The organism is Rhodococcus sp. NPDC003322, assembly GCF_053589555.1.
This window is the reverse complement of the sequence record NZ_JBSFSC010000005.1, coordinates 583506-605290: the sequence shown is the minus strand read 5'-3', so window position 1 is coordinate 605290 and position 21785 is coordinate 583506. Positions and strand designations below refer to the sequence as shown.

Genomic DNA, 21785 nt, shown 5'->3' with positions numbered 1-21785 from the left:
CATCTCGACATGGTGCACGGAAGCCCGTTCGCTGGTCTGACCCGTCGCGAATTCCTCGCCAGGGCGACCGCCGTGGGTTCGGTCGCGATGCTCAGCTCGTGGGCCGGACCCATCATCGCGAAGGCCCACGACCTGTCCGGCGGCGGCCGCGGATCGCTGAACGACATCGAACACTTCGTCCTGCTCATGCAGGAGAACCGCTCGTACGACCACTACTTCGGCACCCTCTCGGGCGGACGGGGATTCGACGAACCGTCGGCGGCGTGGAATCAGTACGGCTACTCGCCCGGACGCGGCGAGGACCCGAACGGATTCGTCAATCCGTTCCGTCTCGACACGACACGGGGCACGTCCCTGGACGGCGAGTGCATCAACGATCCCGACCACTCGTGGGCGGGCACGCACCAGGCGTGGAACAACGGAGCCAACGACCGGTGGATGCCGATGTCCATCGCCTCGGTTGGGGTCGGCAACGCCGCGGCGGCGATGGGCCACTACACCAGGGCCGACATTCCCATCCACCACCAACTCGCCGACGCGTTCACGCTGTGCGACAACTACCACTGCTCCGTTCTCGGCCCGACCGACCCCAATCGGCTGTACTGGATGAGCGGAACCATCGATCCGGACGGGCTGGCCGGTGGACCGCTCGTGGAGACACCGACGGTGATCCCGAAGTTCGTCTACTCGTGGAAGACGTACCCGGAGAGCCTCGAAGAGGCCGGCGTGAGCTGGAAGATCTACAACAACAGGGACCTCGGCCCGGCCTCCTCGGTCGCGCTGGACGGGATGATGGGCTGCTTCACGCAGGCTCGGGACCCCAATTCCGCACTGGCGCGGAAAGGCATCGCACCCACCTATCCGCACGACTTCCGAGCCGATGTGGCGGCCGGAACCCTGCCCGCGGTGTCGTGGGTGATTCCGTCCCTGCTCAACTGTGAGCATCCGGCACTGCCGCCGGCATTCGGCGCCGCCGGGTTCGTGGAACTGCTGGACATCCTCACGTCGAACCCGGACGTCTGGGCGAAGACCGCACTGATCATCTCGTACGACGAGCACGGCGGCTTCTTCGATCACGTCACGCCGCCGACGCCCCCGCCGGGGACGCCCGGGGAGTTCCTGACCGTTCCACTGGATTCCGTGTCATCAGCGAATGGCGTCGCGGGACCGATCGGGCTGGGCTATCGCGTTCCCGCACTGGTCGTGTCGCCGTACAGCCGTGGCGGGCTGATCGCCTCGGAGGTGTTCGACCACACCTCCCAGTTGCGGCTGCTGGAGACACGGTTCGGTGCGCCGGTACCGAACCTCACGCCCTGGCGGCGCGCCACCGTCGGCGACATGACCTCGGCTTTCAACTTCGCCGCCCCGCCGGACGTGGGCAAGCCGGCGCTGGCCGACCCGCGTCCCGGAGCGCAGAACGCGATCGCGCAGTGCGGGCCGAACATGGCGGCAGGCAGCTTCGGCAAGGGGTTTCCCTACCCGGTGCCGCCGAACCGGATACCGACCCAGGAACCCGGCACGCGCCCTGCGCCGTCCGGCCCGGTCACGACCTAGGGCCCGACGTCACTTGCGCATGCCGCCGCTGACCATGATGTCGTCGCCGGTGACATAGGACGACGCGTCGCTCGCCAGGTACAGCGCGGGACCGACGATCTCGGAGACGTCGGCGACCCGGTCCTGGGGGATCGACCGGGCGATCGATGCGATGAAGCCGGGCTTGTGCCGTTCGGCGCCGCGCATCATGTCGGTCGCGAACGGCCCGGGGCTGAGCAGATTCACCCGGACCCGCCAGGGTGCCCACTCGCGCGACATCGTCACGGTCAGGTGCTTGAGAGCGGCCTTCGAGGCGCCGTACGCGACGGACGTGGAGTCCGAGGCGTAGGCCGACATCGAGGCGATGTTCACGATGCTGCCCCCGCCGCCCTCCCGCATCACCGGCGCGACGCACTGGCTCATCCGCAGGGGACCTTCGACGTTGACGCTGAACACCTTGCGCCACAACGGAAGCGACACGTCGGCGGCGCTCTGACCGGCCGGGTTGATGCCCGCGTTGTTCACCAGCACGTCGATCCGGCCGAACCGGTCGACGATCCGGTCGACCACGTCCTGCCCGCCGTCCCAGTCTCCCGCATGCCAGGCCACACCGAACGCCGCGGCCCCGGTGGCGTCCCGGACCGCCGCGGCGGCCTCGTCGCACCGCTCCTGGTCACGGCCGCTCACCACCACCGACGCCCCGGCGCCGGCGAATCCCTCGACGATCGCTCGGCCCAAGCCGCGCGTCGATCCGGTCACCAGCGCGACCCGGCCGGTGAGATCGAACATGTCCAACGGGCTCTTCACTGGTTCAGGACCTTTCGACGCTGGTGCAGGTGATCATCGGCCCGCCCAGACGGGCGGGCGCCGCTCGGCGAACGCGCGGGCGCCCTCCGCGGCGTCGGCGCTCGACACGATCGCGGTCAGACCCTGCTGGATCGCCCGCCGCGCCTCGTCCGGGGTGCTGTCGAGGGCGCCGTACATGTGTTCCTTGGTGAACCGGACCGCGAGCGGCGCGTTCGCGGCGACCGCGCGCGCCAACCGGAGAGCCTCCGCGCCGACCTCGGCGGCCGGCACCACGCGGTTCACCAGTCCGAGCGCGCAGGCGCGGGCGGCGTCGAGCGAGGCGCCGGTCAGCCCCATCTCCAGGGCGATCGCCAGGGGCAGCCGACGGGCCAGGTGGACGATGCCGCCGCCCGCGGCGACGAGGCCGCGCCGGACCTCGGGGATCCCGAACTCGGCGTGCTCGGCGGCGACCACCAGGTCGCAGGCGAGCAGGAGCTCGAGGCCCGCGGCGAAGGCGCTGCCGTTGGCGGCGGCGATCAGCGGCTTCGGGTACGTCCGGTTCAGCAGCGTCGCCAGGCCCGGGCCGTCGGTGGCCCGCGGCGCCGAACGGGTCCGGGCGAACTCCTCGAGGTCCAGACCGGAACAGAAGGTGCGTTCGCCGGCTCCCGTGAGCACGACGGCCGCCACGGCGTCGTCGGACTCCGCGGCGGCCAGCGCCAGGCCCAGGCCGGTCACCGTCGCCGAGTCGAGGGCGTTGTGCCGGTCGGGGCGGTCGAGCGTGACCACCAGCACCGACCCGTCGCGCTGCACCCGGACGCTCATCGGCGATCCTCAGTAGTGCGCTCGACCGAGGCCGAGCGCGTGCTGGGCGATCATGTTCCGGAAGACCTCGAGCGTGCCGCCGTAGATGCCGCACAGCGGCGCCCAGCGGTAGAGGTGCTCGGCGCCGCCGGCGTCGGCGGCACCCTCGGCGTCGATCGGCAGCAGTGCCGCGGTGCCGAGCACGTCCATCAGGTCCGGGGCCACGTCCCGCATCGCCTGGGCCAGTGCCACCCGGCCGTACATGTTCGGAGTCGCGAGCGCGGCCTCGACGCGGGCGGCGGATCGGCCGAACCGCTGGGCGACCGAGCTGTCGTCGAGGCCCCGGCGGCCCGCCGGATCGGGCAGGCCCAGCAGACCCGCGGCGCGGTCCACGACCGCCGCCATCTCCAGGCCCTGGTGCTGGAGGATCGACACGTCCTGCAGTCCGTCGGTGTCGGCGTCGACGACGCCGTGCTCGGTGTCCAGCGGGCCGCGCAGCACGGCCCAGCCCTCGTTGACCTCGCCGAGCCGATACCTGTCGTCGACCCGGATGTCGCTGTAGTAGGTGATGTTGGTGCGGTCACCGTCGACGGTGCGCAGGCCCTGGATCTCGATGCCCGGGGTGTCCAGCGGGACCAGGAACATGGTCAGGCTCTTGTGCTTGCGCGCGTCCGGGTCGGTGTTGGTGATGAGGAAGACGTACCGGCTGTTGTGCGCGCCGGTGGTGAACATCTTGGAGCCGTTGATCACCCAGCTGTCGCGGTCCCGGACGGCGCGGGTCTTGCAGGTCGCGACGTCCGAGCCGCCTTCGGGTTCGGTGTAGCCCAGGCACAGGCGCACGTGGCCGCTGAAGACGCCGGGCAGCACCTCCTCGCGCAGTTCCGGGCCGCCGAATCGCTCCACCGACCGCGCCACGATCGAGGTCGTACCCCAGGTCACCCACGGCACGTGCACGCGCCGCTTCTCCTGTTCCCAGATCCGGCGCTGGATCCGGTCGAAACCGCCCTCGGTCTCCGAGCGGTACTCGCGCTCGAGGTAGCCCGCGGCGCCCATCGCCAGGTGCACGCCCTCGTCGAAGTTGTCGCCGGTCTCGCGGTCGCGGCGGCGCACCTCGTCGGTCACGTGTGTCGCGAGGAACGAGCGGACCTCCTCGAGGAAGTCGTGATGTTCCTTGGACAGCTCGACCCGTGAGAAATCCATCTGTCGTCCTTGGTGATTCGGGGGAGTGATTCGGGGGAGTGATTCGGGGGAGTGGTTCGGCGGCCCGAGGATCGGTCGGGCGCTACGCCGCACCGTCGCGAGCGACGAGTTCGGCACCGTCGCGAGCGACGGGTTCGGCACCGTCGCGAGCGACGACGAGTTCGGCGACGCGGCGGGCCGCGGCGGCGGGATCGCCGCCGGCGAGGGTCCACCCGCGCGCCCGCACCAGGTAGGAGGTCGCGGCCGACTCCGTCGACACGCCGAGACCGCCCTGGACGTGCACGGCCATCGTGGCCGCGCGACTGGCCTCGTCGGTCATGAACACGAAGGCCGCTGCCGCCAGTTCGGGGCGCACCCGTGGCTCGTACTCGAGGTACCAGGCGGCCTTGCGGACCAGGTTTCGGCCGCCCTCGACGGTGATCGCCATGTTTGCGAGGGGATGCGAGATGCCCTGCAACGTCGAGATCGGGACCCCGAAGGTGTAGCGGGTGGTGGCGAACTCGGCGGCGATCCGCATCGTCTGCTCGACGAGGCCGACCAGGGCCGACGCGGTGAGCAACCGCCATTCGTCGACGGCACGTTCGAAGGCCCGCACGGCCTCGGGGCCGGCTGCGACGACCTCCCGGGTGGTGGCGTCGGCGGGATCGACCCAGGCGAGCGGCAGCCGGCCGAGGTTGTCCACGTGTGCCGGTCGCGTCGCGAAACCGAGGCGGACCACCTGGTCACCGTCGAGGGTGACCACGTGGTCGGCGACCGCGCCCGCCGGCACCAGCCGTGGGCCCGGTGCTCCGGTGGCACTCACGTCGAGCGCCACCGGTTCGGCGCCGCCCACGGCCTCCGCCGAGAGGAGCGAGCCGTCGCCGAGACGGGCCAGCAGCCGGGTCGCGGTGACGTGGTCGGTCCACGGAACCGGCGCGAGGCTGCGCCCGATCTCCTCGGCGACCAGCGTCAGGTCGACCAGGGTGGCGCCGTCGCCGCCCGCGGACTCCGGAACCGCCATCGACATGGCGCCGGTGCCGGCCAGTCGTTCCCACAGGCCCTTGTCGAACCCGGTGGCCTCGGCCGCGCGGACCACCTCGATCGGGCTGTACGTCTGGAAGAACTTCACGTATGCGGCCTGCAGGTCGGTGTGGTCCGACGTGAGGCTGTAGTCCTCACGGCGCAATTCGTACCGGTCCATCACTTCACTCCTGTGTCGTGCGCGCCTGCCGGCGCGTGCTGGTCGAAGAAGAATTCGTGGGCGTTCTCGTACAGGTAGCGGTCGCGCACCTCGTCCGGAAGGTCGAGTGCCGCGGCCTCCGGGATCACCCGGCGCATCGGCAGGACCGGCCAGTCCGACCCGAAGATGACCTTGCCCGCGCCCCGGCTGCGCATGAAGTGCAGCAACGACTCCGGCAGCCGCTTGGGTGACCAGGCGGAGGTCATCAGCCGCAGGTTCGGATACTTGATCAGGAGCCGGATCGCGACGTCCCACCAGGGATCGGCGCCGTGGATCATGCACAGCTTCAGTTCGGGGAACCGCACGCACACCCGGTCCAGGTGGATCGGGTTCTGCACCTCGCCCGGGATCGGCGGGCCCGGGATGCCGGTGTTGATGCAGAGCGGCAGTCCGAGTTCGGCGCATTTCGCGTACAGCGGGTAGTAGACCGCGTCGCTCGGCGGGTACTGTCCGTCGCCCCAGAAGCTCGGTCCGACAGCGGCGTAGGCCACCGGGAGATCGGCCGCCACCGCGGCCAGCTCGCGCAGCGTTGGGACCGGGCGGAGCAGATTGGGGCCCCCCAGCGCCAGGGCGAACCGGTCCGGGTGTGCCTCGACGAACTTGCGTGCCGTGGTCGACGGCTTGGTCAGCGAGTCCATCAGGATGGCGCGCTGCACGCCCTGCTCGTCCATCTCGTCGATCAGTTCGGCAAGGTCGACCGGGGCGAACATCGACTTGGGGCCCTTGAAGTAGTTGTCCCGCACCGCGACCATCCAGCCCGGCTGCTGCTCGGTCTCACCGAAGTGGACGTTCACGAGGCAGTCGATGACACGGTGCCCGGGGCGATCTCCGCTCGCGTGGCTCATGCGATCTCCGTTGTGAGAGAGGTGGATTCATCGGTCATGGCGGCAACGGTGTCCCGGGCCCACCGATAGTCCGGCTTCCCGTTGCCGAGCCTGCCGACCGCATCGACGAAGAACACGGCCTTCGGTACCTTGTAGGCGGCGAGGCGGGTCCTGCACTGCGCTCGCAGGTCGGTGTCGTCGACCCCGCCACCCGGCGCACGCTGCACCAGGGCGACGACCTCCTGCCCCCATCGCACGCTCGGGCGGCCGACCACCAGTGCGTCGGCGACCTCGGGATGGGTGCGCAGGACCTCCTCGACCTCCTCCACGAACACCTTCTCGCCGCCGGTGTTGATCACCAGGGAATCGCGTCCGATCAGCCGGATCGTGCCGTCGGCGTCCAGCGTCGCGCGGTCGCCCGGCACCGCGACGCGCCGGCCGTCGATCACGGGGAAGGTGCGCTCGGTGGCCTCGCGATCCCCGTAGTAGCCGAGCGGAATGCGTCCGGTCCGGGCCGCCCAGCCGATCTCGTCCTCGCCAGGGGCGAGGAAACGGCGGCGGTCCTTCGACACCACGGTGCCGCCGGGCCTGGGCAGGAACGTCTCGGCCCGCGACGCCTGGCCGGTGTTGCCGAACCCGAGCCCGCCGGTCTCCGAGGATCCGTATCCGTCGATGACGGTCACCTGCGGCAGGTGGTCGATGATCGCCTGCTTGTGGACCGGATTGGTGGCGGCCCCGCCGGTTCCGATCGCGAACAGTGACGTCAGGTCGTACCGGCCGGAACGCATCTGCTCCACCAGGGGACCCGCGTAGGCGTCCCCGACCATCGTCATCAGGAACACCCGCTCGCGCTCGATCGTCTCGAGCACCGTGCGGGCGTCGAAGGGTTCCCGGTCGTCGTAGAGGACGACCGTCTGGCCGCCCAGGACCCCGGCGAGCGCGGTCCACACACCGGCGGCGTGCAGCAGGGGCGAGACCGCGAACCACACCTGGCCACCCGAGGTGGCGATGTCGCGCAGCGTCTGTGCCGAGTGGTCGTCTCCGGACATGGCCGCGACGTACATGTCACTCTGTCTCCACAACACGCCCTTCGGCCGTCCGGTCGTTCCGCCGGTGCACATCATCACCAGGTCGTCCGGGCTGGTGGGGATCACCCGGTCCGGATCGCCGAGGGCGAGGGCCTCGTCGAGGGTGATCGAACCCGGCAGGAGTTCGTCGACGCTGCCGTCGTCGACGGCGACGAGCAGGTCCGGACGCACCGCGTCGACGGCCTCCCGCAGCGAGCCGCCGAGCGAGCGGTGGTAGACGATGCCGCGTGGGCCCACGTACTCGAGCAGATCCCGGATCTCGCCCGCCGTGTAGTGCCGGTTCACGTTCACCGGAACCACCCGGGCCTTGAGGCATCCGATCATCACGTCCGGATAGAGGTCGTTGCGCATGACCAGGGCGATCCGGTCCTGGGCGCACTCCCAGTTGTTCGGGGCCGCGTCGTTCGGGGTCTCGCTGTTCCCGGTATCGGGGCCGTCGTGCCGGCCGAACCCCTGGTCGGCCAGGAAATTCCCCAGCCGTCGGGTGCGATCCCGGACCTCCGCGAAGGTGCTGCGGCGGCCGCCGCAGACCGTCATCGTCCGGTCCGGAACCGCATCGGCGACGACATCGAGGATGTCGCCCAGCGTCCATTCGGTCACCGTGGTCCGCCCTTCCCGCCGACTGTCGTGAGGGGCGCTCGATTGGGGTGCACGGCGGCTACGCGGCGCTGCGGACGGGAAGACCGAGGTACTCGACGGCGTTGTCGCGCATCACTTTCCGGATCGCGGCGTCGTCGAGTCCGGCCAGATCGCCGACGTACGAGGTCGGGTTCTCCAGACCCTCACCGTGCGGCCAGTCCGAACCGAACAGGATCCGGTCCACCCCGATGCGGTCGGCGAGGGCATTGACGTCCTCCTCGTAGTACGGCGCGACCCAGACGTGATGGCGGAGCTGCTCGACCGGGTCGTTGGGGAAGGACTTCGGATACTGGTTCGCCAGCTTGGTCAGCCGCTTGGCGAGGCGATGCACCCACTCCGAGCCGTTCTCGATGCTCGCCACCCGCAGGTTCGGGTGCCGGTTGAAGACGCCGTGGACGATCAGCGACGCGATGGTGTCGTGGATGGCACGGTCGTCGGTGACGATCTTGTCGAAGGGGTCCACCGTGCCGAAGCCCTCGAAGTTCTCCTTGCCGCCCCACATCGCCGACAGTTTGAGGTAGCCGCTGTCGCCGAGGTGGAAGGCGACCGGGACACCGGCCTCCGCCAGGCGTGCCCAGACCGGGTCGTGGGACGGGTGGCCGAGCGAGCGTGGTTTGCTCGCACCGGGCACGGGGGCCGGCCGGATGTGCACCAGGCGTGCGCCCTTCGCGATCACCGAGTCGACCTCGGCGAGCGCGGCGACCGGGTCGGCGAGCGAGATCATCGGCGCCGTGTACACCCGGTGGTCGGCCCGGTCGAAGCCCCAGTCCTCGTCGAGCCAGAGGTTGAAGGCGTGCAGCGATGCCATGGTGGCGTCGATGTCGTGGCGCAGGGCCTGCTCGACCCCGCAGCCGAAGGTCGGGAACATGAACACCGTCTCGATGTCCTGCTTGTCGAGGACGTTCACGCGGGCGTCGCGGTTCTGGTACTCGGGTCGCAGTTCGAGTTCCTCGACCTGCATCATCGTCGACCGGTCCATGCCGTCGGGGATCTCGCCGCGGAAGAACGGGTCGAGGCAGCCCGGGACGATGATCGGATCGAAGGTCGGGTTCGGGATGAAACGATTGACGCGGTCCCCGATCACCGCGACGGTGTGCTTGCCCTCCTTCAGCATCTGCACGCCACGCCGGGTGAACTTCCGGTCGAGGTGGCGGGTGAACGCGTCGATGGGCTCGTAGTAGTGGTTGTCGACGTCGATCGCGCGGTAGTCGAGTGCGGTCACGGTCTCCTCCTTCGGTTCGGCACGTCGTGTGTCTTCTGGTCGTGTGGGTGGGGCGGGCAGTGCGGGATCACCGCCCGGCCCGCGCCTTCCGGACATCCAGGGGCGGGAACGCCGGGGGCCGTTTGGCGAGGAACGCGGTCACGCCCTCGATCACGTCGGGACGGGTCAGCGACTCGGCCATCAGTTCGGCGGCGCGGGTGGTCGCGTCCTCCGCGTCACCGGAAGTCACCGCGTATGCCTGGTCCTTGATCCACCGCAGGGAGGCGGGCGAACAGTTCGCGGCCATGTCCTCGCAGTACCGGAGGGCGTGGTCGAACAGATCCTCGGGCGGGAGCACCGCCGCGACAAGGCCGAGGTCGGCTGCCTCGCGGGCGAGGAAGGTGCGTCCGCTGAGCAGTAGGTCCAGTGCGACGCCCCATCCGGCGAGCCGGGGGAGTATCCAGGCGATGCCGTGCTCGGCGATCAGTCCGCGCCTGGCGAACGGGGCGGCGAACTTGGCCCCGTCGGCGGCGAACCGGACGTCGCACATCAGCGCGTAGGTCAGGCCGATGCCCACGCACGGGCCGTTGATCGCGGCCACCACCGGCTTGTGTACCGAGGTCAGGAAGTGCGGGGGCCGGTCGCCCATCAGGGCCGTGACGTCGACCGGTGCGTCCGACTCGAACGCGTCGCCGATGTCGGTGGACGACCCCATGTCGGCGCCCGCGCAGAACGCGCGGCCCTTCCCGGTGACCAGGAGCACGCGGACGTCGGGATCGGCCTCGGCCCGGTCGACGGCGGCGTAGAACGCGGCGGCGATGTCGCGTCCCCAGGAATTGAGGCGCTCGGGCCGGTTCAGGGTCAACACCGCGACGCCGCCGTCCGTGCGGTCGTAGAGCACCGCGTCGCCGTCTCCCGCGCCCTGGCGCGGGGTATTCCCAGCTCGTTCGGCCATGCCCTACTGTATACCTATCGGTAGAGCATTCCGCAAGCAATTCCGGCGGCCTCGGGGAGGGGTGTCGACGCGTCCCCCGAGATTGTGCCGAAGGTTATGCCGTATGGTTTACGGTAACTGCATGTTACGTGCCGGACACGACGGCGCGGCGGAGGTGTGAAGAGTATGGTCAAGCGTGATTCCGGGTCGGCGCGGCAGAGCCGGCCGCCGAAAAGGCAACGCCGGGAACGGGGTTCGATCGACCCGGACGACATCATCGCGGGCGCGTTCGAGCTCGCCGAGCGGGTGTCGATCGACAACCTGAGCATGCCGATGCTGGGCAAGCACCTCGGCGTCGGGGTGACCAGCATCTACTGGTACTTCCGCAAGAAGGACGACCTTCTCAACGCGATGACCGAGCGGGCCGTCCGTCAGTACCTGAGTGTGGCCCCGGCTCTGGCCGGCGATGGTGCGGCCTCCGACGTGGGGGGCTGGCGTCGGGTGCTGACCGGCTTCGCTCGCGGCATGCGCGCCACCTTCCTGGCGAACCCGATCCTGATCGACCTGATCCTGATCCGCTCGACGCTCAGTCCCGTCCACGGCCAGCTGGGTGCCCGCTACATCGAGACGATCGTCGCCGATCTGGTCGACGCCGGCCTGTCGCTGGCGGACGCCTTCGACACCGTCGCGGCGGTCCAGTTGCACGTGCGCGGTTCGGTCGTGCTCACCCGGCTCGGCGACAAGGCGAAGGAGGCGGACCCCGACTCGCACGCGTACTACGACGATCTCGACATCACGCCGGAGGGCACACCGCTGCTCGCCGAAGCTGCGGCGCAGGGGCGGACCGGCGCCGCGCCGGACGATCGGAACTTCGAGTACGGACTCGTCTGCATCCTCGACCGTGCTGCCGGTCTGCTCGGTGCGCAGGGGGCGCCGAGCGGGCCGGTTCGGGGTCGGGTGGGTGTGCGCGCCTGAGCCAGTCCGGTGAACCGTTCCGCGCCGCCTCCCGGTCTGTTACGGTCTGGCTTACGGTAAGTAATTCGGCATCTGGGCGCGAGGGGTGGTGCCGACTGTTGCCGTGGTGGACAGCCACGGCCGGAGCAGTGAGGGGAGCAGCGGTGGCGGAGACGATCGGTTTCGTCGGAGCAGGTCAGATGGGGGAGCCGATGGTTGTTCGGCTCCTGGATGCGGGGCACGAGGTGAACCTCTACGCGCGGCGACCGGAGGTGCGGGAACGGCTCGGTGCTCGCGGTGTGGCGCTTGTCGACAGCCCGGCAGAGTTGGCCCGGCGCAGTGACATCGTCATCGCCTGCCTCTTCTCCGACGAGCAACTCCTGGACGTGGCAGGCGGGCCCGACGGGATTCTCGCCAATGCCGAACCGGGTGCGGTGGTGGTGTCCCACACCACCGGCAACATCGGCACGGTGACCGGGCTGGCGGCGCAGCATCCGGACGGTCCGGTCCTGCTCGACGGCCCGATCAGCGGTTCCGCCGAGGACATCGCGGAGGGCCGGTTGACGGTCCTTCTCGGCGGGGACACCGCGGCCGCCGAGCGCGCCCAGAAGGTACTCGAGGCCTACAGCAGCAACGTCATCCACACCGGCGGCCTCGGCACCGCACTGTCCCTCAAGCTCGTCAACAACCTGCTCTTCGCCGGAAACGCCCAACTCGTCGCGGCCGCACTCGATCTCGGCGCGCGACTGGGCGTCGAGGACGCGGCGTTCCTCGACGCGCTCACCGTCTGCAGCGGACGCAGCCATGCATCCTCCTCGGTCCGGCTGCTCGGCAGCCTGGAGAAGTTCGGCAAGGTCGCCGGCCCATTCCTGCGAAAGGACGTCGCGGCCTGCGTGGACGCCGCCGACGACGCAGGAGTGGAGCTCGGCTGGTTGCGGACCGTCGTTGCCGACGGTCCGCTGTCCCTCTCCTGATCGGCGGAATCATGACCACCACCGACAAACGGACCGTCACCGCAGAACGCGACGGTGCCACCACTCTGCGCCCGATCCTCGAACGTCAGCGGGGCGCCTTCCTGGCCGAAGGTCCGCCCACACTCGCGGTGCGCCGCCACCGCATGGACCGGCTGGTCGCCCTCGTCCTCGACAACGCGGACGCCTTCGTCGAGGCCCTGGTCGCCGACTTCGGCAGCCGGTCACGGACCGGGACGCTGTTCACCGAGATCATCGGGATGCTGTCGGTGATCGAACACACCCGCTCCCACCTGCCGCGGTGGATGCGCGACGAGACGCACATGCGGGCCGCAGGCCCGGTCGGGCTGCGGGCCCGGGTCCGGCCCACCCCGCTCGGCGTGGTCGGCATCGTTGGTTCCTGGAACTTCCCGCTGCACCTGGTGGTGCTGCCCGCCGCGGCCGCGCTGGCCGCAGGCAACCGGGTGATGATCAAGATGTCCGAGGTCACCGAACACACCGCGGAACTGTTCGCCTCCCTGGCGCCGCGCTACTTCGACGACTCCGAGCTCGCCGTGGTCACCGGCGACGCGCGGGTGGCGGCCGAGTTCGCGGCCCTGCCCTTCGACCACCTCTTCTTCACCGGCTCTCCTCGGGTGGGCCGGCTGGTGCAGCGGGCGGCCGCCGAGAACCTGGTCCCCGTCACCCTGGAACTGGGCGGAAAGAACCCGGTCGTCGTCGCGCCGGACGCGGACATCACCCGATCCGCCTCCCGAATCGCGCGGGCGCGCATGGTCAACGGCGGACAGGTGTGCATCTGCCCCGACTACGTCCTGGTGCCGGAAGCTGCCGTCGACGCGTTCGTCGCGGAGGCACTGCGCACCTTCGGCGAGGTGTTCCCCACGGTCGTCGACAACGACGAGTACCCCGCCAGCGTGAACATCGCGAACTTCGACCGTGTCATCGGACTCGTCGAGGACGCCCGCGCACGAGGGGCGCGCGTGGACACCGCCGCTCCGGCCGGTGAGGTGCTGCCGGACCGTGACCGACGCAAGATCGCGCCCACCATCGTGCGCGGCGTGGACGACTCGATGGCCATCGCCCACGAGGAGGTCTTCGGCCCGGTGCTGGTGGTGCTGCCGTACCGTTCCGTCGACGAGACGATCGCCCATGTCAACGCCCGGCCTGCACCCCTCGTCGCCTACTGGTTCGGTCCGGACGGAACCGAGTTCCGGCGCTTCGTGGACCGGACTCGCAGCGGCGGCGTCGCGCGCAACGAGTTCGGCCTGCAGATGGTGCCGGCCGGCGCGCCCTTCGGTGGGGTCGGCAACAGTGGCATGGGCGCCTACCACGGCAAGGCCGGGTTCGACACCTTCACCCACCACCGGACCGTCGTCGCCAGCGATCTGCCGTTCATGGTGACCACCGGAAGCGCCGTCCCGCCGTTCGGCCGGGCCATGCGCTCCGGGGCATCAGCCGCGGTGTGGACGGCGCGACTGCGCGTCGCCTGGCGGCTCGCTCGGGCCCGCCGCACCATCCGCCCCGCCGGGCGCGGTGACTCCACCGTGTTCACCGACCATCTGCAGTGAGGTTGTGCCCGTGAGTATTTCGTTGCTCCTCGAGATGTCCGCCGACCTGGATCCCGGCCGGATTGCGGTGTCCAGCGACGGCGACCGCACGACTGTCGCGGAACTGAACGCGATGGCCGACCGCGGCGCGGCGCTGATCGCGTCCACCGGTGTGCGGCACGTCGTGCACGTCGGCACCGGCGGAACGGTGCTTCCGGTGCTGCTGTTCGCGGCCGCGCGCGCCGGCCTCGCCCTGACCCCGCTGAACTACCGGCTCGGCGAGCGCGGACTGTGCGAACTGATCGAACGTCTGCCCTCGCCGCTGGTCGTCGCCGACCGCGAGTACCGCGAGGTCCTCGGTGGCGTTGACGCGCGAATCATCGACACCGACGAATTCCTCGCTGCCACGAGGGCCGCCGACGCGCCGAATGCCGAGGCGGTGCCGGTCGATCCGGAGCGGCCCGCGGTCGTGCTGTTCACCTCCGGCACCACCTCGCAGCCCAAGGCGGTCGAACTCAGTCACAGCAACCTCACCAGCTACGTCATGGGTACGGTCGACTTCGCTTCCGCCGAACCCGGCGACGCTGCGCTCATCTGCGTCCCGCCGTACCACATCGCGGGTGTCGGGGCCTCGCTGTCGAACCTCTACGCCGGCCGAACCATGGTGTACCAGAGGCGATTCGACGCAGCGGACTGGGTCCGGCTGGTCCGAGGCGAGCAGGTCACCAGCGCAACCGTCGTCCCCACCATGCTCGACCGCATCGTCACCGCACTCGAGCACGATCCCACGGGGTTGCCGTCGCTGCGGACCCTCGCGTACGGCGGATCCCGGGTGCCGTTGCCACTGGTGCGTCGCACGATGGACCTGCTGCCCGAGGTCGGGCTCGTCAACGCATACGGACTGACCGAGACGTCGTCGACCATCGCGGTTCTGACACCGGACGACCACCGCAGTGCGGGATCCGATCCCGCGTTGGCCGCCCGCCTCGGATCGGTGGGCCGCGCGGTTCCCGGTGTGGAACTGCAGATCCGGGCCGAGAACGGAACCGTGCTCGGCGCCGGCGAGGTGGGGGAACTGTTCGTCCGAGGATCCCAGGTGTCGGGCCGCTACACGGGCATCGGCTCCGTCCTCGACGCGGACGGTTGGTTCCCGACCCGGGATCACGCCAGAGTGGACGCGGACGGGTACCTGTATGTCGTCGGCCGCGCCGACGACACGATCATCCGCGGCGGCGAGAACATCGCACCGGCCGAGATCGAGAACGTCCTCGTCGACCACCCGGACGTCCGCGACGTCACCGTTCTCGGCCTCGACGACGAGCAGTGGGGGCAGATCATCGTCGCGGTGGTGGTCCCCGCCGGGCCGGTCGAACCCGACACCGAGGCCCTGCGCACCTGGGTTCGCGAGCGACTGCGGGGATCACGCACCCCGGACCGGGTGGTCTTCCGCGCCGAGTTGCCCACCACCGACACCGGAAAGGTGTTGCGCCGTGCCCTGGTCGACGAGTTGCGCTCGGCCGAGCCGGACGTGACCCCGGTCTGAGCCCGCGGAAGCACCACATCCCGGAACCACGAGAGATGACCACAGGAGGCGAGAGATGATCAAGAGCGGTACCCGATTCGAGAGCCAGGTCTGTGACACCCAGGTGATCGTGATCAGGTCGACGGACCGGTTCGACGACCTGCGGTGCGGTGGGAGCCCGATGGTCGCGGTCGGCGAGGCGAAGACGGCCGGCGCGACGATCGACGAGCACCTGCGCGCCGGCAACGCCCTCGGCAAGCGCTACGTCGACGAGTCCGGGGCGGAGGTCCTGGTGACGAAGCCGGGTGACGGCACGCTCACGGTCGGTGAGACGCCGATGCAGTTGAAGGCGGCGAAGGCGCTGCCGGCGAGCGACTGACGAGCGCCGCCGCGGATGCCCCGGCCGCCGGGTGCATCCGCGGCGATGTCTCGGCGCTCGCGTGGCGCGCCGCCGCACCGGTCAGGAACCGCCCCGCCAGGTGCGCACCAGATCGTCGGTCGTCGTGAGTGTCGCGAGCACCGCCAGGGTGTTGTCGAGAACCGCGTGCCCGTAGTCGGCCGGAACACCCGCGACCGCGTCACGAGGCACCACGACCCGATAGGCGGCATTCACCGCGTCCATCACCAGGTTCGGGATCGCGACGTTGAGGGACACCCCCACCGCCACGATCGTCGACACCCCGAGGTTGCGCAGGACCGCGTCGAGATCGGTCCCGCCCATCGGGCCGAGACCGTGCGTCCTGGTGAGCACGAGATCGCTCGGATCGGGGCCGAACTCGGGGAGCAGCGACGCTCCCGCGCCGCCCGGCTCGATGTCGACCCCCGCCCGCCCGATGTCGAAAAGGGCCGCGTTGGTGTTGGAACCGCGGCCGTCGGCCCGGCGCTGCACCAGACAGTGCACCACCTGCACGCCCGCGGCCCGTGCCGCGGGCAGCAGGCGGGCGATGTTCGGCAGGGCCTCCCGGCGGGCCTCCACCGCGAGGGCGGGCAGGCCGGCGTCCGGGCCGACCACCGCGCACTGGCACTCCTGCGTGACCAGTGCGGTGTGGCCCGGTGTGACCAGATCCGTCACGCCCGGGCGCGCCGGGCTCACGGGGCGCTCGCCACGGCGGGCTCGGGTTCCACCTCGTAGAACTGCTTGGCCCACTCCCGCATGGCCCGATAGGGCTTGGCGTCAACGGCGGCCAGTGGCGGCTTCTCCACGTAGACCTGGTACCGCCAGATGTCGAGGTCCTCGAACACGGTGACCAGGAACCGCCGCTCCACCTCGGCGCGCACCTCCTCGGGGGGAACGTCGGAGACGTCGCCGGGAACGCGTGGCCACCAGATCGAGTAGAAGAGATCGGACACCTCGTCGTCGACGGGTGTGCACGCGAAGATGAGCCGGTGGTTCTGGGCGCCCTCGAAGACGCTCATCGCGAATCCCAGCCCGGAGAAGTGGCTGTGAATGCGCAACGCCATCGTGTCGGGATCGTCACTGCGGGCATCCGGCCACCCGGTCAGGAAGCGCCACTCGTTGTCGACCGCTGCCCAGTCCAGGCACACCGGGGTCACCGACGCGCCGTGCACGTAGCGGAAGTGCGAACTGTCCGGGCCGTTCTCCGCGACGACCTGCGGGTGCACCGGCTCCCGTTCGGCGCGCCGGGAGAACTCGGGGAACGGCCGGTAGTACGAGTCCGGGCCGCTCTCGAACTCCGGGAACTTGGTGAAGATGTCGGGGAGTTTCCACTGCGGCGCTCCACCCTGGGGCTGATACCACATGAACACCACACCGTGCTGCTCCTCGACCGGGTACACGCGCAGTTTCTGCGTGCGATTGGGGCGGTCCGGCTGGTAGGGGATGTACTTGTTCGAGCCGTCCGGGCCCCAGCGCCATCCGTGGAACGGGCACTCGATGCAGTCGCCGACGACCTTGCCGCCGTGGCCGAGATGAGCACCCAGGTGTTTGCAGTGGGCCGTCATCACATGCAGATCGCCTGCCTCGTCCCGATAGGCGACCAGGTCCTCGCCGAAGTAGTGCAGAGCCCGTGATTCGCCGGTGGGGAACTCGGCGGACCACCCGATCACGAACCATCCCGTGACCTTCCAGGTGAACGGAACCTTCACGCGCACGCCTCCCGATCGACATCGTTGTAGTTGGACATACGGTAATACTTACGATAGCGGGATGTCGAGTGCGGCCGCCGGACCTCCCGCCTGCGGGAGAACGGAGCGCGACTATCCTCGAACGCTGCGACCCCCGGGTTGTCTCCAGTCGCAGCCGTACTCGTTCTCGAAGGAGCATTCGTGGTCGACCTCGCCTATGTCATCGCCGGTTCGGAAGCCACCGGCGGAGCGGGTCTCCAGGTCGACCTGAAGACCTTCCAGGAACTCGGTGTCTACGGGGTCGGCACCATCACCTGCATCGTGTCCTTCGATCCGAAGGCGGGGTGGGCGCACCGGTTCGTTCCGATCGCACCGGAGGTCATCGCCGACCAGATCGAGGCCGCGACCGCCGCGCACGACCTCGACGTCGTCAAGATCGGCATGCTCGGCACCCCGGCCACCATCGAGGTCGTCGCGGACGGTTTACGTCGGCAGTCCTGGCGGCACGTCGTGCTCGACCCGGTCCTGATCTGCAAGGGTCAGGAGCCCGGTGCAGCCCTCGACACCGACACTGCACTGCGTGAGCAGATTCTGCCGCTGGCCACCGTCGTCACACCCAACCTGTTCGAGGCCCGCACGCTTGCGGGTATGGACGCCATCGGCTCCGTCGACGAACTCATCGAGGCGGCGCGCCGCATCCACGACCTCGGACCGCGCTACGTGATCGCCAAGGGCGGCGTCGAGCTGGCCGGCGACGACGCCGTCGACGTGCTCTTCGACGGCACCGAGGTGACCGTCCTGCGGGCCCCCAAGGTCGGGCAGGAGCGGGTCTCCGGGGCCGGGTGCACGCTCGCCGCCGCGATCACCGCCGAACTCGCCAAGGGTGTCGAGGTGGCGTCCGCGGTCGAGTTCGCCAAGGAATTCGTCACCGCCGGAATCACAGGCCGGGTCTCGGCGCGCACCCCGTTCGACACGGTGTGGCAGGGCGCGTACGTCGACGCCCTCGCCTGAGCGACCGTTCGTCAGCGGGCCGCGGCCGTGAGCACCTGCGCCGCCGCATTTTCGTGACCGGCGGCGTTCGGGTGCAGCGGAATCGGCGCCGCGACCGAGGTCGGGACCGCGCCCTCGATCCAGCGCTGCTGCGGTGGCGCGCACACGTCGTGGCCGCGAGTGGACGGGAAGAGATCGACGAACGTGGCGTTCGTGGCGCCGGTCGCCATCGCCGCGTTCAGCCGGACGATCAGCGACTCGAGGTAGTCGGCGTCGACCGGCCACACCGGCTGGATCCCCGGGCAGCCGCCCGGCCGGATCGCGGTGGGGTATCCGACCAGCAGGACCCGCGCCCGCGGGGCTCGGCTCCGGATCTCGCCGATCACGGCCGCATACGTCGCGGCGAGCCGGTCGGCTCGCTCCGCGTGGCTGTCGGCGCCGTCGGGGGTGCGCGCGGCCGCGCACGACCGGCCGTACGGCGGCGGCCCGAAATTCAGGCATCCCACCGCGAGCGGCACCAGGCCGACGTCATTGGCTCCGACGCCGACCGTGACGAGGGTGGTGTCCGGGGTGAGTGCATCGAATTGTGCCGGGCGCGAAGGGGACTGGCTCTGCCAGAGGTCGCCGGTGGTGGCCCCGCTGCACGTGACGTCCCGGAACGCGGCGGCGTGCAATGCCGCGGCGACGAGGTGCGGATAGTTCACCGCGGACTGCAGACAGCCGGTCACCGCGAGATTCGGCGCGATGCCGGGACCGGCCGAGAACGAGTCGCCGAGCGCCACGTACACCGCGGGCGGCGACGGGGTGTCGGCCCGGGCGAGGGGCATCCCGGCGAGGACGAGGGCGGCGACGAACGCCGCAACCGATTTCATTGCGATCTCGGTTCCGTGAGGCGACGAGCGATGCACAGTCAACGTACCCCCGTTGCCCGGCCCGCGGAACGGGCGGACGAAGCGTCCCGCCCGGCTACTGTCGACCGATGACGGCGAACGCGGCGAGATCGGCAGTGGACGACACCCGGCCAGGGCTGACCAGGGACCGGTGCGCGAACGCGCTGCAGCGGTTCGAGGTCCGTACCGCGCCCGACACCGGTGACCGCCGTGCCGCGGTCGCCCTCGCGGTCGTCGACCGCGCGGACGGCCCGGTCCTGCTGCTGACACTGCGGCCGAGCAGGATGCGCGCTCACCCTGGACAGTTCGCGCTGCCCGGCGGCGGCATCGATCCCGGCGAGACGCCCGAGCAGGCGGCGCTGCGCGAACTCGAAGAGGAACTCGGGGTGGCGGTGGGCGAGGACGCGGTGCTCGGTGTCCTCGACGACTTCGTCACCAGGTCCGGGTACGTGATGACCCCCGTCGTGGTGTGGGTCGGCGCGCTCACCGCGCCGCTGCGGCCCAACCCGGACGAGGTGGCGATGGTGTTCGAGGTGACCGAGGCCGAACTGGACACCGAGCCGGTGCGGCGACCGCTGCCCGGTGAGACCGAGGCGCTGTTCCGGTGGCCGTTCCGCGGCGAGCAACTCTTCGCGCCGACCGCGGCGATCATCCACCAGTTCCGGGAGGTCGCCCTGCACGGTCGCGACACCAGGGTCGCCGCGTTCACCCAGCCGGACTTCGCGGCGCGATGACACGCGCGCCGGGTGAGCGGATGTCACCGTCTCGGGGTTACCGTCGGCTGATGGACGCGAGCATCCCACAGGGCGACGGACGAACGGCGGGCGACGGGCCCGCCCTGACCCGAGAGGGGTGTGCCGCCCGGGTCGCGGCGTTCGACCGGATCGCCGCTCCGGACACCGGTGGACGACGGGCCGCCGTCGCGCTGGCCGTGATCACCGACAGCGCAGGCGCGCGACTGCTGCTCACCCGGAGGCCCCCGAAGATGCGGGCGCACGCAGGCCAGTTCGCGCTTCCGGGCGGCGGGGTCGATCCGGGGGAGTCGCCGCAGCAGGCCGCGGTCAGGGAACTCGCCGAGGAACTGGGTGTCCAGGCGCCCGCCGAGAGCGTTCTCGGCCTCCTCGACGACTACGTGACGCGGTCCGGATACGTCATCACCCCCGTCGTGGTGTGGGTCGGTGGGCTCCCCGGCCCGATCACCCCGAACCCGGACGAGGTCGCGTCGGTGTTCGAGGTGACGATGGCCGAGGTCGACGTCGACCCGCTGCTGGAACCGGTGCCGGACGCACCGGCCGACGCCCTGCCCATGCTGCGCTGGCCGTTCCGCGGCGGCGCCATGCACGCCCCGACCGCCGCGATCATCCACCAGTTCCGGGAGGTCGCCATCCACGGCCGTGACACCCGGGTGGCCGGATATGCGCAACCCGACTTCGCGGCGCGCTGACCCGATTACCGTGGGTGCATGGGATTCGCACGCGACGTCCTTGCCCGACTCGACCGAACCGGCGTCGACCCCGTCGCGTGGCGGGCGCCGAGGCCGCCCCGTGAGATCCCCGATCCGGCACCGGAATTCGACGACCTCGAGCGGTGGCCGACACCCGGCACGGCGGGGCCGGAGGACGTGGCCGTCGATCACGAGGGCAGGCTCGTCACGGGCACCGTCGACGGCGCCGTCTGGCGCTACGACGGCCCCGGCCGCGTCGCACGGGTCGCCGACACCGGCGGCCGCCCGCTGGGCATCGAGATCCTCGCGGACGGTCGGTACCTGGTGTGCGACGCCGAGCGTGGCGTCCTGCGGGTCGACGACCGGGGCCGGGTCGAGACACTGACGGACCGCGCGGTCGGCAAACCGCTGATCGCGTGCAACAACTCCGCCGTCGGACGGGACGGCGTGGTCTACTTCACCGATTCGTCCGCGAAGTTCACCATCCCCGAACACCGGCTCGACGTCCTCGAACATCGCGGCACCGGCCGGCTGATCCGCTTCGACCCGGCCACCGGCGACACGGACCTGCTCGCCGACGGCCTGCAGTTCGCGAACGGGGTGGGTCTCGCCGCCGACGAGTCGTACGTCCTGGTCGCCGAGACCGGGGGCTACGCGATCCGTCGGGTCGACCTGACCGGCCCCTCGGCGGGGCGGGTGTCGACCTGGGTCGAGAACCTGCCCGGCCTGCCCGACAACGTGACCTCCCAGACCGACGCGGGCATCTTCTGGGTGGCGCTCTACAGTCCCCGGATGCGCCTGCTCGACCTGATGGCGCCCTACCCCGCGTTGCGGATCCTCGCAGCGAACCTGCCGGACCGGGTGCAGCCGGATCCCGAGCGGCGAGCGTGGGTCCTCGGCCTCGACGCCCGCGGGAGCATCCGGCACAACCTGCGCGGCCCCGAGGGCGGCTATTCGCCGGTGACCGGTGTGCGGGAGTCGGGCGGGTCGCTGTATCTGGGCAGCCTCACCGCCGACGGGGTGGCCCGCATCCCGGCACCCCGCCCGCCCGTGTGACAGTCTTTAGCGGATCGTCCCGGCCCCGTGAACCAGTCCCCGGTGAACCAGCCCCGGGGGAATCGGGACGTCGGCGAAGCGGCGAGTGACTGTGGGAGTGA

Annotated in this window: 21 protein-coding genes; 10 read left to right on the top strand and 11 right to left on the bottom strand. The window is 70.4% G+C overall.

The features are described from left to right. Positions 1–9: 9 nt before the first annotated feature. The gene (locus ACWDUM_RS22150) at positions 10–1554 is read left to right on the top strand and encodes a phospholipase C (protein ID WP_450135615.1); all 1545 of its coding nucleotides are present in this window, start codon (positions 10–12) and stop codon (positions 1552–1554) included. Positions 1555–1563: 9 nt separating this feature from the next. Here the strand turns inward: ACWDUM_RS22150 and ACWDUM_RS22145 are convergent, their stop codons facing one another. The 8 genes from ACWDUM_RS22145 to ACWDUM_RS22110 all read right to left on the bottom strand — a co-directional run bounded on the left by ACWDUM_RS22145 (position 1564) and on the right by ACWDUM_RS22110 (position 10246). Then, entirely contained in the window at positions 1564–2340 is a 777-nt protein-coding gene (locus ACWDUM_RS22145) for an SDR family NAD(P)-dependent oxidoreductase (RefSeq protein WP_450135614.1), read from the bottom strand. 33 nt (positions 2341–2373) lie between these two features. Continuing rightward, on the bottom strand, positions 2374–3141 hold the full coding sequence (locus ACWDUM_RS22140) for an enoyl-CoA hydratase-related protein (protein WP_450135613.1): 768 nt from the start codon (positions 3139–3141) through the stop codon (positions 2374–2376). Between the two features lie 9 nt (positions 3142–3150). After that, the gene (locus ACWDUM_RS22135; protein ID WP_450135612.1) at positions 3151–4320 is read right to left on the bottom strand and encodes an acyl-CoA dehydrogenase family protein; all 1170 of its coding nucleotides are present in this window, start codon (positions 4318–4320) and stop codon (positions 3151–3153) included. A gap of 82 nt (positions 4321–4402) precedes the next feature. Further along, positions 4403–5500: an acyl-CoA dehydrogenase family protein gene (locus ACWDUM_RS22130; RefSeq protein ID WP_450135611.1), complete on the bottom strand. Its 1098-nt coding sequence runs from the start codon at positions 5498–5500 to the stop codon at positions 4403–4405. Then, positions 5500–6384: an amidohydrolase family protein gene (locus ACWDUM_RS22125; protein WP_450135610.1), complete on the bottom strand. Its 885-nt coding sequence runs from the start codon at positions 6382–6384 to the stop codon at positions 5500–5502. Before ACWDUM_RS22125 ends, ACWDUM_RS22130 begins: the two co-directional genes overlap by 1 nt. Beyond that, positions 6381–8051, bottom strand: coding sequence for an AMP-binding protein (locus ACWDUM_RS22120; RefSeq protein ID WP_450135609.1), 1671 nt, complete (start codon positions 8049–8051; stop codon positions 6381–6383). The genes ACWDUM_RS22125 and ACWDUM_RS22120 overlap by 4 nt, the downstream gene beginning before the upstream one ends. Before the next feature lie 58 nt (positions 8052–8109). Next, positions 8110–9312, bottom strand: a complete 1203-nt coding sequence (locus tag ACWDUM_RS22115) for an amidohydrolase family protein (RefSeq protein ID WP_450116543.1) — start codon at positions 9310–9312, stop codon at positions 8110–8112. Between the two features lie 67 nt (positions 9313–9379). After that, positions 9380–10246 carry an enoyl-CoA hydratase gene (locus tag ACWDUM_RS22110; RefSeq protein ID WP_450135608.1) on the bottom strand — a complete coding sequence of 289 codons (867 nt, stop codon included), beginning with the start codon at positions 10244–10246 and terminating at the stop codon, positions 9380–9382. A 165-nt stretch (positions 10247–10411) separates the two neighbouring features. Between ACWDUM_RS22110 and ACWDUM_RS22105 the strand changes: the two genes are divergently transcribed. The 5 genes from ACWDUM_RS22105 (at position 10412) to ACWDUM_RS22085 (ending at position 15598) form a co-directional block, all read left to right on the top strand. Beyond that, positions 10412–11200 (top strand): TetR/AcrR family transcriptional regulator, encoded by a 789-nt coding sequence (locus ACWDUM_RS22105; protein WP_450135607.1) that lies wholly within the window; start codon positions 10412–10414, stop codon positions 11198–11200. A gap of 143 nt (positions 11201–11343) precedes the next feature. Then, complete coding sequence (locus ACWDUM_RS22100) at positions 11344–12153, top strand: NAD(P)-dependent oxidoreductase (RefSeq protein ID WP_450135606.1); 810 nt, start codon at positions 11344–11346, stop codon at positions 12151–12153. A gap of 11 nt (positions 12154–12164) precedes the next feature. Further along, positions 12165–13718: an aldehyde dehydrogenase family protein gene (locus ACWDUM_RS22095; protein ID WP_450135605.1), complete on the top strand. Its 1554-nt coding sequence runs from the start codon at positions 12165–12167 to the stop codon at positions 13716–13718. 10 nt (positions 13719–13728) lie between these two features. Then, the gene (locus ACWDUM_RS22090) at positions 13729–15240 is read left to right on the top strand and encodes a class I adenylate-forming enzyme family protein (RefSeq protein ID WP_450135604.1); all 1512 of its coding nucleotides are present in this window, start codon (positions 13729–13731) and stop codon (positions 15238–15240) included. 55 nt (positions 15241–15295) lie between these two features. After that, complete coding sequence (locus tag ACWDUM_RS22085) at positions 15296–15598, top strand: hypothetical protein (RefSeq protein WP_450116537.1); 303 nt, start codon at positions 15296–15298, stop codon at positions 15596–15598. Positions 15599–15679: 81 nt separating this feature from the next. Here ACWDUM_RS22085 and ACWDUM_RS22080 read toward each other — a convergent pair whose 3' ends face one another. After that, positions 15680–16312 carry a cysteine hydrolase gene (locus ACWDUM_RS22080; protein ID WP_450135603.1) on the bottom strand — a complete coding sequence of 211 codons (633 nt, stop codon included), beginning with the start codon at positions 16310–16312 and terminating at the stop codon, positions 15680–15682. Next, positions 16309–17325 carry a Rieske 2Fe-2S domain-containing protein gene (locus tag ACWDUM_RS22075; RefSeq protein WP_450135602.1) on the bottom strand — a complete coding sequence of 339 codons (1017 nt, stop codon included), beginning with the start codon at positions 17323–17325 and terminating at the stop codon, positions 16309–16311. Before ACWDUM_RS22075 ends, ACWDUM_RS22080 begins: the two co-directional genes overlap by 4 nt. A 180-nt stretch (positions 17326–17505) precedes the next feature. Between ACWDUM_RS22075 and thiD the strand changes: the two genes are divergently transcribed. Next, on the top strand, positions 17506–18315 hold the full coding sequence (gene thiD / locus ACWDUM_RS22070; protein ID WP_450135601.1) for a bifunctional hydroxymethylpyrimidine kinase/phosphomethylpyrimidine kinase: 810 nt from the start codon (positions 17506–17508) through the stop codon (positions 18313–18315). 11 nt (positions 18316–18326) lie between these two features. On the opposite strand, the gene ACWDUM_RS22065 is transcribed toward thiD, so the two are convergent. Continuing rightward, the gene (locus tag ACWDUM_RS22065; RefSeq protein ID WP_450135600.1) at positions 18327–19166 is read right to left on the bottom strand and encodes an SGNH/GDSL hydrolase family protein; all 840 of its coding nucleotides are present in this window, start codon (positions 19164–19166) and stop codon (positions 18327–18329) included. Between the two features lie 107 nt (positions 19167–19273). On the opposite strand from ACWDUM_RS22065, the gene ACWDUM_RS22060 reads away from it, so the two are divergent. Genes ACWDUM_RS22060 through ACWDUM_RS22050 form a run of 3 tightly spaced genes read left to right on the top strand, consistent with a single transcriptional unit; the run spans position 19274 to position 21684 of the window. Beyond that, positions 19274–19918 carry an NUDIX hydrolase gene (locus tag ACWDUM_RS22060; protein WP_450135599.1) on the top strand — a complete coding sequence of 215 codons (645 nt, stop codon included), beginning with the start codon at positions 19274–19276 and terminating at the stop codon, positions 19916–19918. Positions 19919–19968: 50 nt separating this feature from the next. Further along, positions 19969–20628 (top strand): NUDIX hydrolase, encoded by a 660-nt coding sequence (locus ACWDUM_RS22055; RefSeq protein WP_450116531.1) that lies wholly within the window; start codon positions 19969–19971, stop codon positions 20626–20628. A gap of 18 nt (positions 20629–20646) precedes the next feature. Then, positions 20647–21684: an SMP-30/gluconolactonase/LRE family protein gene (locus ACWDUM_RS22050; protein ID WP_450135598.1), complete on the top strand. Its 1038-nt coding sequence runs from the start codon at positions 20647–20649 to the stop codon at positions 21682–21684. The last annotated feature ends 101 nt before the right edge of the window (positions 21685–21785 follow it).